Source organism: Methylorubrum sp. GM97 (assembly GCF_024347855.1).
GTDB classification, from domain to species: domain Bacteria; phylum Pseudomonadota; class Alphaproteobacteria; order Rhizobiales; family Beijerinckiaceae; genus Methylobacterium; species Methylobacterium extorquens.
The window spans coordinates 4,469,849-4,483,269 of sequence record NZ_AP025942.1 but is presented as its reverse complement, the minus strand read 5'-3'; the positions used below and the strand labels follow the sequence as shown (position 1 = coordinate 4,483,269).

Here is a 13,421-nt window from a genome sequence, read left to right as displayed (position 1 = left end):
TAAGAAATGTCCGACCAGCTAAAGACATCGCGTCCAATCAAAGCCTAGAAAATATAGGCGAAGGGACGCTAATAAGTCTTTCATAAGACCGCGCAAATCTAAGAATATCCTTAGATTCACGATGCGGCACTTCGGATGACTTCCGAGCGAGCCTGGAACCTCAGAAAAACGTCTGAGAGATACCGCGAGGCCGAAAGGCGAGGCGGTTCAGCGAGGAGACGCAGGATGAGCAGGTTTGTGACATCAGTCTCGGCCTTGGCGATGCTGGCGCTCGCGCCGGCCGCGCTGTCGAGCGGGGCCTACGCCAACGATAAGCTGGTCGAGCTGTCGAAGAGCGACGACAACTGGGTGATGCCCGGAAAGAACTACGATTCGAACAACTTCAGCGATCTGAAGCAGATCAACAAGGGCAACGTGAAGCAGCTTCGGCCGGCTTGGACGTTCTCGACCGGCCTGCTGAACGGCCACGAGGGTGCGCCGCTCGTCGTCGACGGCAAGATGTACATCCACACCTCGTTCCCGAACAACACCTTCGCTCTCGGCCTTGACGATCCGGGCACGATCCTGTGGCAGGACAAGCCGAAGCAGAATCCGGCCGCCCGCGCCGTCGCCTGCTGTGACCTCGTCAACCGCGGCCTCGCCTACTGGCCCGGCGACGGCAAGACCCCCGCGCTGATCCTCAAGACCCAGCTCGACGGCAACGTGGCCGCCCTCAACGCCGAGACCGGCGAGACGGTGTGGAAGGTCGAGAACTCCGACATCAAGGTCGGCTCGACGCTCACGATCGCCCCCTACGTCGTGAAGGACAAGGTCATCATCGGCTCCTCGGGCGCCGAGCTCGGCGTGCGCGGCTACCTGACCGCCTACGACGTGAAGACCGGCGAGCAGGTGTGGCGCGCCTACGCCACGGGTCCGGACAAGGACCTGCTGCTGGCCTCCGACTTCAACATCAAGAACCCCCATTACGGTCAGAAGGGCCTCGGCACCGGCACCTGGGAGGGCGATGCCTGGAAGATCGGCGGCGGCACCAACTGGGGCTGGTACGCCTACGATCCGGGCACGAACCTGATCTACTTCGGCACCGGCAACCCGGCGCCGTGGAACGAGACCATGCGTCCGGGCGACAACAAGTGGACGATGACGATCTTCGGCCGCGATGCCGATACGGGTGAAGCCAAGTTCGGCTACCAGAAGACCCCGCACGACGAGTGGGACTATGCCGGCGTCAACGTCATGATGCTCTCCGAGCAGAAGGACAAGGACGGCAAGGCCCGCAAGCTGCTGACCCACCCGGACCGCAACGGCATCGTCTACACGCTCGACCGGACCGACGGCGCGCTCGTCTCGGCGAACAAGCTCGACGACACGGTCAACGTGTTCAAGTCGGTGGATCTCAAGACGGGCCAGCCGGTGCGCGATCCCGAATACGGCACCCGGATGGACCACCTCGCCAAGGACATCTGCCCCTCGGCGATGGGTTACCACAACCAGGGTCACGACTCGTACGATCCGAAGCGTGAACTGTTCTTCATGGGCATCAACCACATCTGCATGGATTGGGAGCCCTTCATGCTTCCCTATCGTGCGGGTCAGTTCTTCGTCGGTGCGACGCTGAACATGTATCCGGGCCCGAAGGGCGACCGTCAGAACTACGAAGGTCTCGGCCAGATCAAGGCATACAACGCGATCACCGGCGACTATAAGTGGGAGAAGATGGAGCGCTTCGCCGTGTGGGGCGGCACCATGGCCACCGCGGGCGACCTCGTCTTCTACGGCACGCTCGACGGCTACCTGAAGGCACGCGACTCCGACACGGGTGACCTTCTCTGGAAGTTCAAGATCCCGTCCGGCGCCATCGGCTACCCGATGACCTACACCCACAAGGGCACGCAATACGTCGCCATCTACTACGGCGTCGGCGGCTGGCCGGGTGTCGGCCTCGTGTTCGACCTCGCCGATCCGACCGCCGGTCTCGGCGCGGTGGGCGCCTTCAAGAAACTCGCCAACTACACCCAGATGGGTGGCGGCGTGGTGGTGTTCTCGCTCGACGGCAAGGGTCCCTACGACGATCCGAACGTCGGCGAGTGGAAGTCGGCCGCCAAGTAACGTCTGAAGCCGGAACTGCCTGACGGCAGATGCGAACCGTCCCTCCCCCGCTCACCCGGGGGAGGGACGGGGCCGAGATGGCGCGGGCACGAACGGCCTGTGACGGTCCGCGCCACCTCATGTCTCTCTCGGCAGACCCTCGTCCGGCGCGCCGACGTTGCGCAGGCAATTGTCCGCACGGGGAGATGCGCCAAGGGCAGGTCTCAGCCGAAAAAGCCCGGCGCCAAGATTTCATAAGAATAAGCCAGAGGAAACGAACCTATGTCGCTCGTGAACGGACGGCGCCGTACAGCCGCATCGGTCGTCGCTCTGACCGCTGCCCTGACCGCCCTGGCCGCCCTGTGCGCACCCGCCCAGGCGCAGGACACGAAAGCCACCTCGAAAGCCGCCGAGGCCGCGAAACCCGATGCCGGGACCTTGCGCGTCTGCGCCGCCGAGCAGCCGCCGCTCTCGATGAAGGACGGCTCGGGGCTCGAGAACCGCATCGCGACGACGGTGGCCGAGGCCATGGGCCGCAAAGCCCAGTTCGTCTGGCTCGGAAAGCCCGCGATCTACCTCGTGCGCGACGGGCTGGAGAAGAAGACCTGCGACGTGGTGATCGGGCTCGATGCCGACGATCCCCGGGTGCTGACCAGCAAGCCCTATTACCGCTCGGGCTACGTCTTCCTCACCCGCGCCGACAAGGATCTCGACATCAAGTCCTGGTCCGATCCGCGCCTGAAGGAAGTCAGCCACATGGTGGTCGGCTTCGGCACGCCCGGCGAGGCGATGCTCAAGGATATCGGCCGCTACGAGGAGGACATGGCCTACCTCTACTCGCTGGTGAACTTTCGCGCGCCGCGAAATCAATACACGCAGATCGATCCGGCCCGAATGGTGAGCGAGGTCGCCACCGGCAAGGCTGAGGTCGGCGTGGCCTTCGGGCCCGACGTCGCCCGCTACGTGCGTGACTCCTCGACCAAGCTGCGCATGACCCCCGTGCCCGACGACACGCAGGCCAGCGACGGCCGGAAGATGCCGCAGAGCTTCGACCAGGCGATGGGCGTGCGCAAGGACGACACCGCCCTGAAGGCGGAGATCGACGCCGCCCTGGAGAAGGCCAAGCCGAAGATCGAGGCGATCCTGAAGGAGGAGGGCGTGCCCGTGCTGCCCGTCTCCAACTGATCCCGACCGAGAGCCGTATCCGACCTGATGGCATCAGGCCGGCGTCTCTAGACCTTTGTTTTAAAACGCTTTCTTTCGCCGAACCGGCGTCCACTTCGTCGGAAAGCGTCCTAAACGTGTGCTGAGGACCAAGAACAAGACGATGATGAACCGCGTAAAGATCGGAACCGCCCTTCTCGGCCTAACGCTCGCAGGCATTGCCCTGCCCGCGCTCGCCCAGCCGCAATCCGGGCCGCAGACCGGCGTCGTGTTCCGCAACACCGTGACCGGCGAGGCGCTCGACGTGTCGCAAGGCAAGGAAGGCGGCCGCGACACGCCCGCCGTGAAGAAGTTCCTCGAGACCGGCGAGAACCTCTACATCGACGACAAGTCCTGCCTGCGGAATGGCGAGAGTCTGTTCGCGACGTCCTGCTCGGGCTGCCACGGCCACCTCGCCGAGGGCAAGCTCGGGCCGGGCCTGAACGACAATTACTGGACCTACCCGTCCAACACCACGGATGTGGGCCTGTTCGCCACGATCTTCGGCGGCGCCAACGGCATGATGGGCCCGCACAACGAGAATCTGACGCCCGACGAGATGCTTCAGACCATCGCCTGGATTCGCCACCTCTATACGGGGCCGAAGCAGGACGCCGTCTGGCTCAACGACGAGCAGAAGAAGGCCTACACGCCCTACAAGCAGGGCGAAGTCATCCCGAAGGACGCCAAGGGCCAGTGCAAGCCGCTGGACGAGTGATCCTTCGGGGTTTCGGGCCGGGCTCGAACCGGCGCGATCGAGGGGGCGGGATCGCCGCTCGCGACAAGTCCCAAGAAGAGCAAGTCCCATAAAGTGGAGGAAACCATGAAGACCACTCTCATCGCCGCCGCCATCGTCGCCCTGTCCGGCCTCGCCGCCCCGGCGCTCGCCTATGACGGCACCAAGTGCAAGGCCGCGGGCAATTGCTGGGAGCCGAAGCCCGGCTTCCCCGAGAAGATCGCCGGCTCCAAGTACGATCCCAAGCACGATCCCAAGGAGCTGAACAAGCAGGCCGATTCCATCAAGCAGATGGAAGAGCGCAACAAGAAGCGTGTCGAGAACTTCAAGAAGACCGGCAAGTTCGAATACGACGTCGCCAAGATCTCGGCGAACTGATCCGCTGAGGCTCCGCCTCTCCCCTTCGGATCTCGGACCTGTCCGGGATCCGTCCTGACCTGCCGGATCGGGCAGGCCCGATCCGGAGCGGGAGGGGCGGACACCGCGTGAGGGCGCTCCCAACGACAAGAAAAAGGCCAACCGCCGAATGAACACCTTGCGCCCCGGCGACGCCATGCTCACCGACTGGCGGGACGCGGCCGCGCGTTTCGAGCGCGAGATCGCCAAGGCCGTCGTCGGTCAGGACCGGGCGATCCGCCTGCTGACGATCGCGATTTTCGCCCGCGGCCACGTCATGCTCGAAGGCGATGTCGGCGTCGGCAAGACCACGCTGCTGCGCGCGGTCGCCCGCGGCCTCGGCGGCGCCTACGAGCGCGTCGAGGGCACCGTCGACATGATGCCCACTGACCTGATCTATCACACCTATCTCGGCGAGGATGGCCGCCCGCGGGTCGAGCCCGGCCCGGTGCTGCGGCGCGCCGAAGATCTGTCGGTGTTCTTCTTCAACGAGATCAACCGCGCCCGGCCGCAGGTCCACGCGCTGCTCCTGCGCATCATGGCCGAGCGCAGCGTCAGCGCCTTCAACCGCGAGTACCGCTTCCCCAACCTCCAGGTCTTCGCCGACCGCAACCGCGTCGAGCGCGAGGAGACCTTCGAGCTGCCGGCCGCCGCCCGCGACCGCTTCCTCATGGAGATCGGCATGGAGGCGCCGCGCGACGCGCGGGCCCGCCGCGACCTCGTGTTCGATCCCCGCTTCCACGACACCGACCGGCTCACCGAGGAGGTCGAGGCCGGCGTGCTCGACTTCGAGCGCATCGGCACCATCGCCAGCGCGATCCAGCACGCGATCTCGGCCGAGCCGGCGATCGAGGCCTACGTCGTCGGCCTGTGGGAGGCGCTGGTGCGCCCCGGCCCCGCCGGCATCCGCTTGCCCGGCATCGCCATGGACCGCCTCGTCCAGGGCGGCGCCTCGCCCCGCGGCGTCGCCTTCCTCGTGCGCGCCGCCCGCGTCCGCGCTTGGCTGGAAGGCCGGGACTGGCTGGTGCCGGAGGATATCCGCGCCGTCTTCCCCGAGGTGATGGCCCACCGCGTCTTCCTCGAACCCGTCTACGAGATGCGCCGCGCGCAGATCGTGCCCGACCTGATCCGCGCGGTGTTCGAGACGGTGCCCGCCCCGTGAGCGGTCCGGAGGAGGGGGTCAACGACGGGGCCGACATCATCTACCTCCCGCGCTGGCGGCCGGGCGGGCACAGGGTCGGCGCCCATCGCGGGCGCGATGCCGGCGGCCTCGGCACGTTTCGCGATCAGGTCAGCTTCCTGCGCCTGCCGGATGCGCGGCGCATCGACGTGCGCGCGTCGCTGCGCGACCCGTTCGAGGGCGTGTTCGTGCGCCGCTTCGAGGCGCGCAGCCCGGTCGAGACCTACGCGCTGGTCGATCTCTCCGCGTCCATGCGCTTCCGCGGCCGGGCCGACCGGCGCGAACTGGCGGCCGGGTTCTGCACCACGCTCGCCCGCTCCGCGACGCGGATCGGCGACGGCTTCGGCCTGATCGCCTGCGACGACACTCTGCGCGACGACCTCACCCTCCCCGCGACCCGCCACCGGGCCGCCGCCCAGGCCGCCGCCGCGCGCCTCGGCGAGGCGGCCTGCGACGGACGCGGCGCCGAGGGGCTGCTGGAGGCGGCGCGCCGCCTTGCCGGGCGCCCGAAGCTGATCTTCCTCGTCTCGGATTTCCGCTGGCCGGAGGCGCTGATCGAGGCGGTGTTCTCGGCGCTGGCGCTGCACGATGTGACCCCGGTGCTGCTCGCCGATTCCGCCGAGGCCGAAGACCTGCCGAACTGGGGCCTCGTGGAACTCGACGATCTGGAGGGCGCCGGGCGCCGCCTCGTCTTCCTGCGCCCATCCTTGCGCCGCCGCTGGATCGCCCGCGAAGCGGAGCGCGTCGAAGCTTTGCGCCGGATCTGCGCGCCCTTCGCCCGTCCGCCCTTTCGGCTCGCCGACCGCTTCGACGCCGAGGCGCTGAGCCGCCACCTGATGACGACGTGAGAGCGATGCGCGCGCTGCCCCTCGCCCTCCTCCTCGCGCTGGTGTCGCTGCCGGCCGCCGCCCAGGTGCGCGGCGTCGAGCTGCGCACGCCCCGCGCCTTCGGCTATTTCCAGGGCGACCTCGTGCAGGTCCAGGCCGAGATCCGCACCGATCCCGGCTTCACCCTGCAGCGATCCTCCCTGCCGAAGCCCGGTCCGGTCACCTACTGGCTCGATCTGCGCGACGTGCGCACGGAGGAGAGCCGGGGCGCGGACGGCGCCCATGTGATCCGGCTGCGCCTGACCTATCAGGACTTCTACGTCGCGCTCGATGCCCGGACCCTCGACGTGCCGGGCTTTCCCGTCACCGTCGAGAATGCCGGCGCCAACGGATCGACCACGGCGGTGGCGCAGCTGCCCGCCTGGAAGATCGGCGTCTCGCCCCTGCGCGAGGTGCAGCCCGAGCGGCGCGACGACCCGGCCGAGTACCTGCGGCCCGACGGGCGCGCCCCGCGCCTCGATCCGCAGCCGGCGCTCGCCTCGGCGGCCGGCTTCCTCGCGCTCGCCGTTCTGGCGCTGCTGCTGCTCGCCTACGACCGGGCGTGGTGGATTTTTCGCAGCCGCCGTGGCCGGCCGTTCGCGCTCGCTCAAAAGGCGCTCCGTCAGGCGAAGCGGCGATCACGGGGCGAAGCCCTGTACCGCGAGGCGCTGCTCGCCCTTCATCGCGGCCTCGACGCCACCGACGGACGCCGGGTGCTCGCCGACGACCTGCCCGACTTCCTCGGCCGCCATCCCGCCTTCCGGGGACAGGCGGGGGCCTCCAAAAATTCTTTTCTGCCTCGCGGCTGGCCTTCTTCGGCCGGGACACCGCCGGGGCCGGGACGACGCTGCCCCTGCCCGAGGCCGAGGCCCTGCTGCGCCGGCTCGGCGCGGTCGAGCGGAGCGCGTGACCCGGTGACGGCGCTCCTCCCCTCCCTCGGCCTGGCCACGCCCTGGCTGCTCTGGCTCCTGCCCCTAGCGCTTCTGCCGCTGCTCCTGTCCGTCACTCGGCGCAGCGCGGTCTCCTCGGTCGCGGCGGCACCCGAGGATCCGCTCTCCGCGGGTCTCCGGATTGTCCTGACCGCCGCCGGCATGCTGGCCATCGGCGGCCTCGTCCTGGCGCTGGCCGGCCCGTACCGCGCCGGCGAGCGGGTGACCCGCACCGGCATCGGCGCCCAGATCTCGATGCTGATCGACCGTTCGGGCAGCATGAACGAGACCTTTGCCGGCCGGCAGCCCTCGGGGGCGGAGGAATCGAAGGCCGCCGCCTCCCGTCGCATCCTGCGCGACTTCGTCGGCGAGCGCGCCCACGATCAGTTCGCGGTGACCGCCTTCTCCACCGCGCCGATGCTGGTCGTGCCGATGACCGACCGGCACGATGCCGTGCGCGCGGCCATCGCCGCCATCGACCGGCCGGGCCTCGACTACACCAACGTCGCCCGCGGCCTCGGCATGGCGCTGTCGCAGTTCGGGGCGGGCGCGCCGGGGGTGTCGCGGGCGCTGCTGCTGGTCTCGGACGGGGCGGCGGTGATCGATCCGCGCATCCAGGCGCAGTTGCGCGCCGAGTTCACCAAGGTGCAGCCGAACCTCTACTGGCTGTTCCTGCGCACCAAGGGCTCGCCCTCGATCACCGACAAGCCCGCGGGCGAGGACACGCCCCAGGCCGCGCCCGAGCGCCATCTCGACCTGTTCTTCAAAAGCCTCGGCGTGCCCTACCGCGCCTTCGAGGCGGAGGGCGCCGAGGCCGTGGCCAACGCCGTGCGCCAGATCGAGGCGCTGGAGCGCGATCCGATCCCCTATACCGAGGAGCGCCCCCGCCGCGACCTGACCGGATGGGCCTACGCCCTCGCCGCCTTCGGCCTGCTTCTCCTCGTCCTCGCCAAGCTGGCCGAGACCGACTTTTTGCGCGCGCCCGTCCGTGAGCGGAGTGCCGCTGCGGCCGGCCCCGCACCCGCCGCTGCGCCGAGAAGGGCCGCCGCCTGATGCCCTCCGCCTTCACCCACGCGCCCTCCCCGTCCCTGCGCACCCGGCTCGGCGCGGGCTTGGGCCAGGGCTGGCGCAGCCTCCGCCCCACCCTGCTCGTGCTGCTGCCGATCCTGCTGCTCGGAACCGCCGCCGCCCTTGCGCTCTCGGCTTGGCGGGACGCGCGCACCAACGCGGCCATCGCCGAGTTGGAAGCGGGGCGCGACATCGCCGTCTCGCCGGACGCCCCCGACGCGCTCCTCGTCGCGCGGACGAAATTCCTGGCGTTTCGCGATCGCCTCGGCGAGTCCGAGCCGCTGCTGGAAACCCTTGACCATCGGCATTCCGCCGACGCCGCAGCCCGCGCCCGCTACATCGTCGCCAATGCCCGCATCCGCGAAGCCTTCCGGCTGATCGAGCGCAGCGAACTCGACAAGGCCGGCCCGCAGGTCACCCTCGCGCGCCAGGATTACCGCCGGGCGCTCCAGGCCCGGCCCGATTTCTGGGACGCGAAGTTCAACTTCGACGTCGCCTCGCGCCTGATCCGCGACTTTCCGGAATTCGACCGCACATTCGGCGACGAGCTGAAGGCCGAGCCCAAGCAGATCTGGACCGACATTCCCGGACAGCCAAGAGGCGGGCCATGAATCCGCGGGCCATGAGGGTGTGGGCCGCGCTTCCAGTCGCGAGAAACCTGCGCGACCGCCGCTTCCAGGCGCTCGCCCTCGCCCTGCTGCTCGCAGGTCTGGCGATCGTCGTGCCGCCGCTGCCGCTGACCCGCTCGGGCGTCTCGGTGCTGGCGGTGGTCGACATCACCGGCAGCATGAACGTGCGCGACTATACCAGCGACGGGCGCCCGGCGAGCCGGCTCGACATCGCCAAGGCCGCCCTGCGCGACCTCATCCCCGAACTGCCCTGCGGCTCGCGCCTCGCGCTCGCCCTGTTCACCGAGCGGCGCCCCTTCCTGCTGTTCGCGCCGATCGAGGTCTGCGCCGATTTCGCGCCGCTCGACGGAGCGATCGCGGCGCTCGACTGGCGCATGGCCTGGGAGGGCGACAGCCGCATCGCTTCGGGCCTCCACCGCGCCCTCACCATGGCCGGCGAACTCGACACCGACCTCCTGTTCATCACCGACGGGCAGGAGACGCCGCCGCTGCCGGCCAACGGCATCCCGCCCTTCGAGGGCAAGGCCGGGGCGGTGCGCGGCCTGATCGTCGGGGCAGGGGGCTACGCGCTCGCGCCGATCCCGAAATTCAACGATCGCGGCCGCGAGACCGGCTTCTATGCCGAGACCGACGTGCAGCAGGAGAACCGCTTCGGCCCGCCCCCGGCCGACGCGGAATCGCGCGAGGGCTACAACCCGCGCAACGCCCCCTTCGGCGGCGCGGCGGCGCGCGGCGAGGAGCATCTCTCCTCCGTGCGCGAGCCGCATCTGAAGGCGCTCGCCGCCCAGACCGGCCTCGCCTACGCCCATCTCGACGGGCCGGACCTGCGCGCGCCCCTGCTCGCGGCCGCCATGCCGCGCCCCCTTCCGAGCCGGCTCGACCCCCGCCCCTTCCTCGGCGCGGCGGCTCTGGCCCTCGTGCTCGCCGTCTTCGTCGCGGGCGCGCTCCGCGCCCGATTCACACCCTTCACCCCCAGCAGGATGTCATAATGCGTCTGTCCCTTCTCGTTCTTCCGCTCGCGCTCGCTGCCACCGCTGCCCTCGCCCACGGCCCGACCCCGCAGAAGGTCTCCCAGTCGATCACGATCAAGGCGAGCCCGGACGCGGTGTGGAAGGTAGCGGGCGACTTCGCCGGCATCGGAAAGTGGCACCCGGCGATCGGGAAGGCCGAGGGCAGCGGCTCGAAGGATGGCGGCACCCGCACGCTGACCTTCAAGAACGGCGGAAAACTCGAAGAGAGCCTCGACGAGTACAAGCCGGAGGGTCGCACCTATTCCTACCGGATGGGCGAGCCGAACCTGACGGCGCTGCCGGTCTCGTCCTACTCGGCGACCTTCACCGTGAGCCCGGAGGGCGACGGCTCCAAGGTCGAGTGGATGGGCCGCTTCTATCGCGGCGACACCGGCAACGAGCCGCCGGAGAACCTCAGCGATGAGGCCGGCAAGGCGGCGATGAACACGTATTTCTCGGAAGGGCTGAAGGGCCTGAAGGCGGCCGTGGAAGGCGGCAAGGGCAAATGAGCCGGTCCCACTAAGGCACGCGCCATGATCCGCCCCGCCCTCGTCGCACTGTTCCTTGCCCCCGCTCTCGCCGGCCTGCCGGTGCGGGCCGCGACGGTCTACGTCGCGAGCCAGCAGGGGGCTCAGGTGACGCGCCTCGAGGCGGGAACGGTCGCGGGCCGCGCGACCGTAGCGGGAGCGCCCGCCACGGTCGCGGCGGGCGGCGGGTCCGTGTTCCTCAGCCATCCGGACGGGCACACGATCACCGTGGCCGACGCCGCCACGGGCGCGGTGCTGCGCCGCCTCCCCTACAAGGGCCAGGGCTTCGGCCTCGCCGCCTCGGCGGACGGCCGGACCCTGTTCGTCGCCGACTGGTCGGGCAACCGCGTCGACCGGCTCTCGGCCGCGGACGGCACGGTCGAGGCCTCCGCCGAGACCGGTCGCGACCCGGCACACATTGCCCTCGACCGCGCCGGCCGGCTCTACGTCGCCGATCGGGAGAGCCATCAGGTCAGCGTGTTCGACGGGGCGCGGATGACCCGGCTCGCGACGATTCCCGTCGGCACCGCCCCCTTCGCCCTGGCGCTCAGCCCGGACGAGCGCCGCCTCTATGTCGGCAACGTGCGCAGCAACGACCTCACCGTGATCGACACGGGGACGCTCAAAGCCATCGCCACCGTGCCGGCCGGCGCCATGCCCTACGGCGTCAGTGTGAGCCCCGACGGGGCGCGGGTCTTCGTTACCAACCAGCATGCCGGCACGGTCACCGTGCTCGACGCGGGCACGCTCGCAAACGCGGCGACGATCGGCGTCGGCCGCTACCCGGAGGGCATCGTGATCGAGGGGGGAAAGGCCTATGTGGCGAACTGGTTCTCCGACACCGTGTCCGTCATCGATCTCGCCACGCTGAAGGAGATCACCCAAGTGCCGGTCGCCGAGGGCCCGCGCAGCCTCGCGATCGCCGCGCCGGCTAAGGAAGCCCTGCGATGAGAGCGCTCGCGGCCGGTCTCGCCGCCCTGCTGCTCCTCTCCGCCTGCGACCGCGGTGAGACCTCCGGCGAGACGTCGAGCGCGGCGTCCGACCGCGGGGACGACGGGGCCATCGTCGCCTCGACCTCGGAAGACCACCTGCCCGACTGGCTCTCGCCCACCGATGGAACCGACCCGGCGCGCTGGCTCGCGGGCCGCGAGGCGGGACACCCCTTGCCCGGCGACGCCGCGGCGGTCAGGGAACTGCGCGAATCCCTCGACCGGGCGCGCAGCGCCTTCGTGGAAGACAAGCGCATGATCGCCAACCGCACGGTGCAGCTCGGACAGATGCTGTCCGAGATCGGCAAGACGGAATCCTATCGCGGCCTGATCGACGGCCTCGGCCAGATTGCGTCGGTGCGGGGGCGCAACAAGAGTCTCTACGGCGAGATGTGCCAGCACTATTACAACACCCGCGCCCAGGGCGCCGACCACGCCACCGCGCTCACCCGCCTCGAAGCCCGCGAGCGGCCGGACATCGCCGCGCCGGAGATGCCGCCCGATCCGCCCCGGGAATCGGAAAAACAGACGGGAGGGCAACCGTGAGCGACGGACGCGCCTCCGCCCGGCCCCTGCCGGCGCGGCCGGAGACGATGCTCGTCATCGACGACCACCCCATCGTGATGCAGGGGGTGCGCCGGCTGGCGGAAGCCGCGGGCGTGGCCAAAGTCTACGAGGCCGCCGACATCGTCTCGGGCTACCGCCTGTTCCACCGGCACCGGCCGGCCCTCGTGGTGGCCGATCTGAGCTTTCGCGACGACGGCCTGTCCGGCCTGTCGCTGATCCGCCGCATCCGGGCGCTCGACCCGGCCGCGCGCATCCTCGTCTTCAGCATGCATGCCGACCCGGTGCTGGTCTCCCGCGCCCTGGAAAGCGGCGCGCTCGGCTTCGCGCTCAAGGATGCCGGATCGGACGCCTTCCTGGAGGCGCTGGACGCGGTCCATGCCGGGCGGGGCTACCTGCCGCACGCCCTCGCCACCGACGTGGCAATGCTGAACCGCAGCGCCCGCCCCGCCCCGCTGGCCACCTTGAGCGCGCGCGAATTGCAGATCCTGTCGCTGCTGAGCCAGGGCAAATCCTACGACGCCATCGCCAGCGCCATGGCGGTGAGCTACCGCACGATCATCAATGCCAGTTCCAGCATGCGCAAGAAGCTCGGCGTCGAGTCGCGCGCCGGGCTGGTCCAGATCGCGGTCAACCGGCGCAACGCGCTGCTGTGAGCCGGTTCGAAGGCGTCCGCAGGCTTAAACCCATCCCATCCTCACCCTCATCCTGAGGTGCACGCGACAGCGGGCCTCGAAGGATCCTCCAGGAAGCGCGCGATCCCTGGAAGATCCTTCGAGGCCGACGCTGCGCGCCGGCACCTCAGGATGAGGGGGCGGGTTGGATGACTGTCACGCGGCCGTCACTTGGCGCCCCGCTCGGGCGCAGGCCCGCCGAACGGGGCCCGCGGGCTGGCATCGCCCGCCGGCGTGGCGAAGGGCAGCGTCAGCGCCGCCGCCGCGATCACGGCGGTGATCCAGCGCTTCGGCCGGTCGGGCAGGCTCGCGGCACGGCTCGGACCGTTGAGGCGGGGCCGGTGCACCTCCCCGCCGAGCGGGGTCGGACGCCGGCCCTCCTCCGGCCCGCGATCCCGGTCCGCGTTGCGGTCGAGATTCCGCTCGACCGCGCCGAGCAGCGCGGCGGCCTCCCCGTCCAGGCTGTCCCAGTGCCGGGTCAGGGCGCCGTGCTCCGCCGGCTCGGACGCCGCGGCGTCCGGTCCGGTCTCCGTTATCCGCTCCTCGGGGGCTGTCATGACGGCTG

At 69.7% G+C, this 13,421-nt stretch carries 14 protein-coding genes and 1 pseudogene; 14 read left to right on the top strand and 1 reads right to left on the bottom strand.

Annotated features, from left to right (window positions below; genetic code table 11):
* Positions 1-225: 225 nt before the first annotated feature.
* From MSPGM_RS20925 to MSPGM_RS20860, 14 genes and pseudogenes are all read left to right on the top strand, one after another.
* Positions 226-2,106, top strand: a complete 1,881-nt coding sequence (locus MSPGM_RS20925; RefSeq protein WP_003599114.1) for a methanol/ethanol family PQQ-dependent dehydrogenase — start codon at positions 226-228, stop codon at positions 2,104-2,106.
* A 261-nt stretch (positions 2,107-2,367) separates the two neighbouring features.
* Complete coding sequence (moxJ, locus tag MSPGM_RS20920) at positions 2,368-3,270, top strand: methanol oxidation system protein MoxJ (RefSeq protein WP_003599116.1); 903 nt, start codon at positions 2,368-2,370, stop codon at positions 3,268-3,270.
* Between the two features lie 142 nt (positions 3,271-3,412).
* A complete protein-coding gene (gene moxG / locus MSPGM_RS20915) occupies positions 3,413-4,006 on the top strand; it encodes a cytochrome c(L), periplasmic (protein WP_003599117.1) in 594 nt (197 codons plus the stop codon).
* 105 nt (positions 4,007-4,111) lie between these two features.
* Positions 4,112-4,402, top strand: coding sequence for a methanol dehydrogenase [cytochrome c] subunit (locus MSPGM_RS20910; RefSeq protein ID WP_003599120.1), 291 nt, complete (start codon positions 4,112-4,114; stop codon positions 4,400-4,402).
* A gap of 148 nt (positions 4,403-4,550) precedes the next feature.
* Positions 4,551-5,582, top strand: a complete 1,032-nt coding sequence (locus tag MSPGM_RS20905; protein ID WP_003599122.1) for an AAA family ATPase — start codon at positions 4,551-4,553, stop codon at positions 5,580-5,582.
* The gene (locus tag MSPGM_RS20900; RefSeq protein ID WP_015857404.1) at positions 5,579-6,448 is read left to right on the top strand and encodes a DUF58 domain-containing protein; all 870 of its coding nucleotides are present in this window, start codon (positions 5,579-5,581) and stop codon (positions 6,446-6,448) included. The genes MSPGM_RS20905 and MSPGM_RS20900 overlap by 4 nt, the downstream gene beginning before the upstream one ends.
* Before the next feature lie 5 nt (positions 6,449-6,453).
* A pseudogene (locus tag MSPGM_RS20895) lies at positions 6,454-7,376 on the top strand (nonribosomal peptide synthetase MxaA).
* Positions 7,377-7,380: 4 nt separating this feature from the next.
* Complete coding sequence (locus MSPGM_RS20890; protein WP_003607212.1) at positions 7,381-8,448, top strand: vWA domain-containing protein; 1,068 nt, start codon at positions 7,381-7,383, stop codon at positions 8,446-8,448.
* Positions 8,448-9,074, top strand: a complete 627-nt coding sequence (locus MSPGM_RS20885) for a hypothetical protein (protein WP_003607211.1) — start codon at positions 8,448-8,450, stop codon at positions 9,072-9,074. The genes MSPGM_RS20890 and MSPGM_RS20885 overlap by 1 nt, the downstream gene beginning before the upstream one ends.
* Positions 9,071-10,081 carry a vWA domain-containing protein gene (locus tag MSPGM_RS20880; RefSeq protein WP_015857402.1) on the top strand — a complete coding sequence of 337 codons (1,011 nt, stop codon included), beginning with the start codon at positions 9,071-9,073 and terminating at the stop codon, positions 10,079-10,081. Before MSPGM_RS20885 ends, MSPGM_RS20880 begins: the two co-directional genes overlap by 4 nt.
* Entirely contained in the window at positions 10,081-10,611 is a 531-nt protein-coding gene (locus MSPGM_RS20875; RefSeq protein WP_003607917.1) for an SRPBCC family protein, read from the top strand. The genes MSPGM_RS20880 and MSPGM_RS20875 overlap by 1 nt, the downstream gene beginning before the upstream one ends.
* Before the next feature lie 24 nt (positions 10,612-10,635).
* Positions 10,636-11,580: a YncE family protein gene (locus tag MSPGM_RS20870; protein WP_015857401.1), complete on the top strand. Its 945-nt coding sequence runs from the start codon at positions 10,636-10,638 to the stop codon at positions 11,578-11,580.
* A complete protein-coding gene (locus MSPGM_RS20865) occupies positions 11,577-12,164 on the top strand; it encodes a hypothetical protein (protein WP_003607309.1) in 588 nt (195 codons plus the stop codon). The genes MSPGM_RS20870 and MSPGM_RS20865 overlap by 4 nt, the downstream gene beginning before the upstream one ends.
* The gene (locus tag MSPGM_RS20860) at positions 12,161-12,838 is read left to right on the top strand and encodes a response regulator transcription factor (protein WP_003607310.1); all 678 of its coding nucleotides are present in this window, start codon (positions 12,161-12,163) and stop codon (positions 12,836-12,838) included. The genes MSPGM_RS20865 and MSPGM_RS20860 overlap by 4 nt, the downstream gene beginning before the upstream one ends.
* 185 nt (positions 12,839-13,023) lie before the next feature.
* Here MSPGM_RS20860 and MSPGM_RS20855 read toward each other — a convergent pair whose 3' ends face one another.
* Positions 13,024-13,413 (bottom strand): hypothetical protein, encoded by a 390-nt coding sequence (locus tag MSPGM_RS20855; RefSeq protein ID WP_015824253.1) that lies wholly within the window; start codon positions 13,411-13,413, stop codon positions 13,024-13,026.
* Between the last annotated feature and the right edge of the window lie 8 nt (positions 13,414-13,421).

Bases quoted from the DNA above. Each gene is read 5' to 3' on its own strand.
- MSPGM_RS20855 (WP_015824253.1), bottom strand. From the start codon at position 13,413: ATGACAGCCCCCGAGGAGCGGATAACGGAGACCGGACCGGACGCCGCG.
- MSPGM_RS20880 (WP_015857402.1), top strand. From the start codon at position 9,071: ATGAATCCGCGGGCCATGAGGGTGTGGGCCGCGCTTCCAGTCGCGAGA.
- MSPGM_RS20870 (WP_015857401.1), top strand. From the start codon at position 10,636: ATGATCCGCCCCGCCCTCGTCGCACTGTTCCTTGCCCCCGCTCTCGCC.
- MSPGM_RS20905 (WP_003599122.1), top strand. From the start codon at position 4,551: ATGAACACCTTGCGCCCCGGCGACGCCATGCTCACCGACTGGCGGGAC.
- moxJ (WP_003599116.1), top strand. From the start codon at position 2,368: ATGTCGCTCGTGAACGGACGGCGCCGTACAGCCGCATCGGTCGTCGCT.
- MSPGM_RS20865 (WP_003607309.1), top strand. From the start codon at position 11,577: ATGAGAGCGCTCGCGGCCGGTCTCGCCGCCCTGCTGCTCCTCTCCGCC.
- moxG (WP_003599117.1), top strand. From the start codon at position 3,413: ATGATGAACCGCGTAAAGATCGGAACCGCCCTTCTCGGCCTAACGCTC.
- MSPGM_RS20925 (WP_003599114.1), top strand. From the start codon at position 226: ATGAGCAGGTTTGTGACATCAGTCTCGGCCTTGGCGATGCTGGCGCTC.
- MSPGM_RS20910 (WP_003599120.1), top strand. From the start codon at position 4,112: ATGAAGACCACTCTCATCGCCGCCGCCATCGTCGCCCTGTCCGGCCTC.
- MSPGM_RS20875 (WP_003607917.1), top strand. From the start codon at position 10,081: ATGCGTCTGTCCCTTCTCGTTCTTCCGCTCGCGCTCGCTGCCACCGCT.
- MSPGM_RS20885 (WP_003607211.1), top strand. From the start codon at position 8,448: ATGCCCTCCGCCTTCACCCACGCGCCCTCCCCGTCCCTGCGCACCCGG.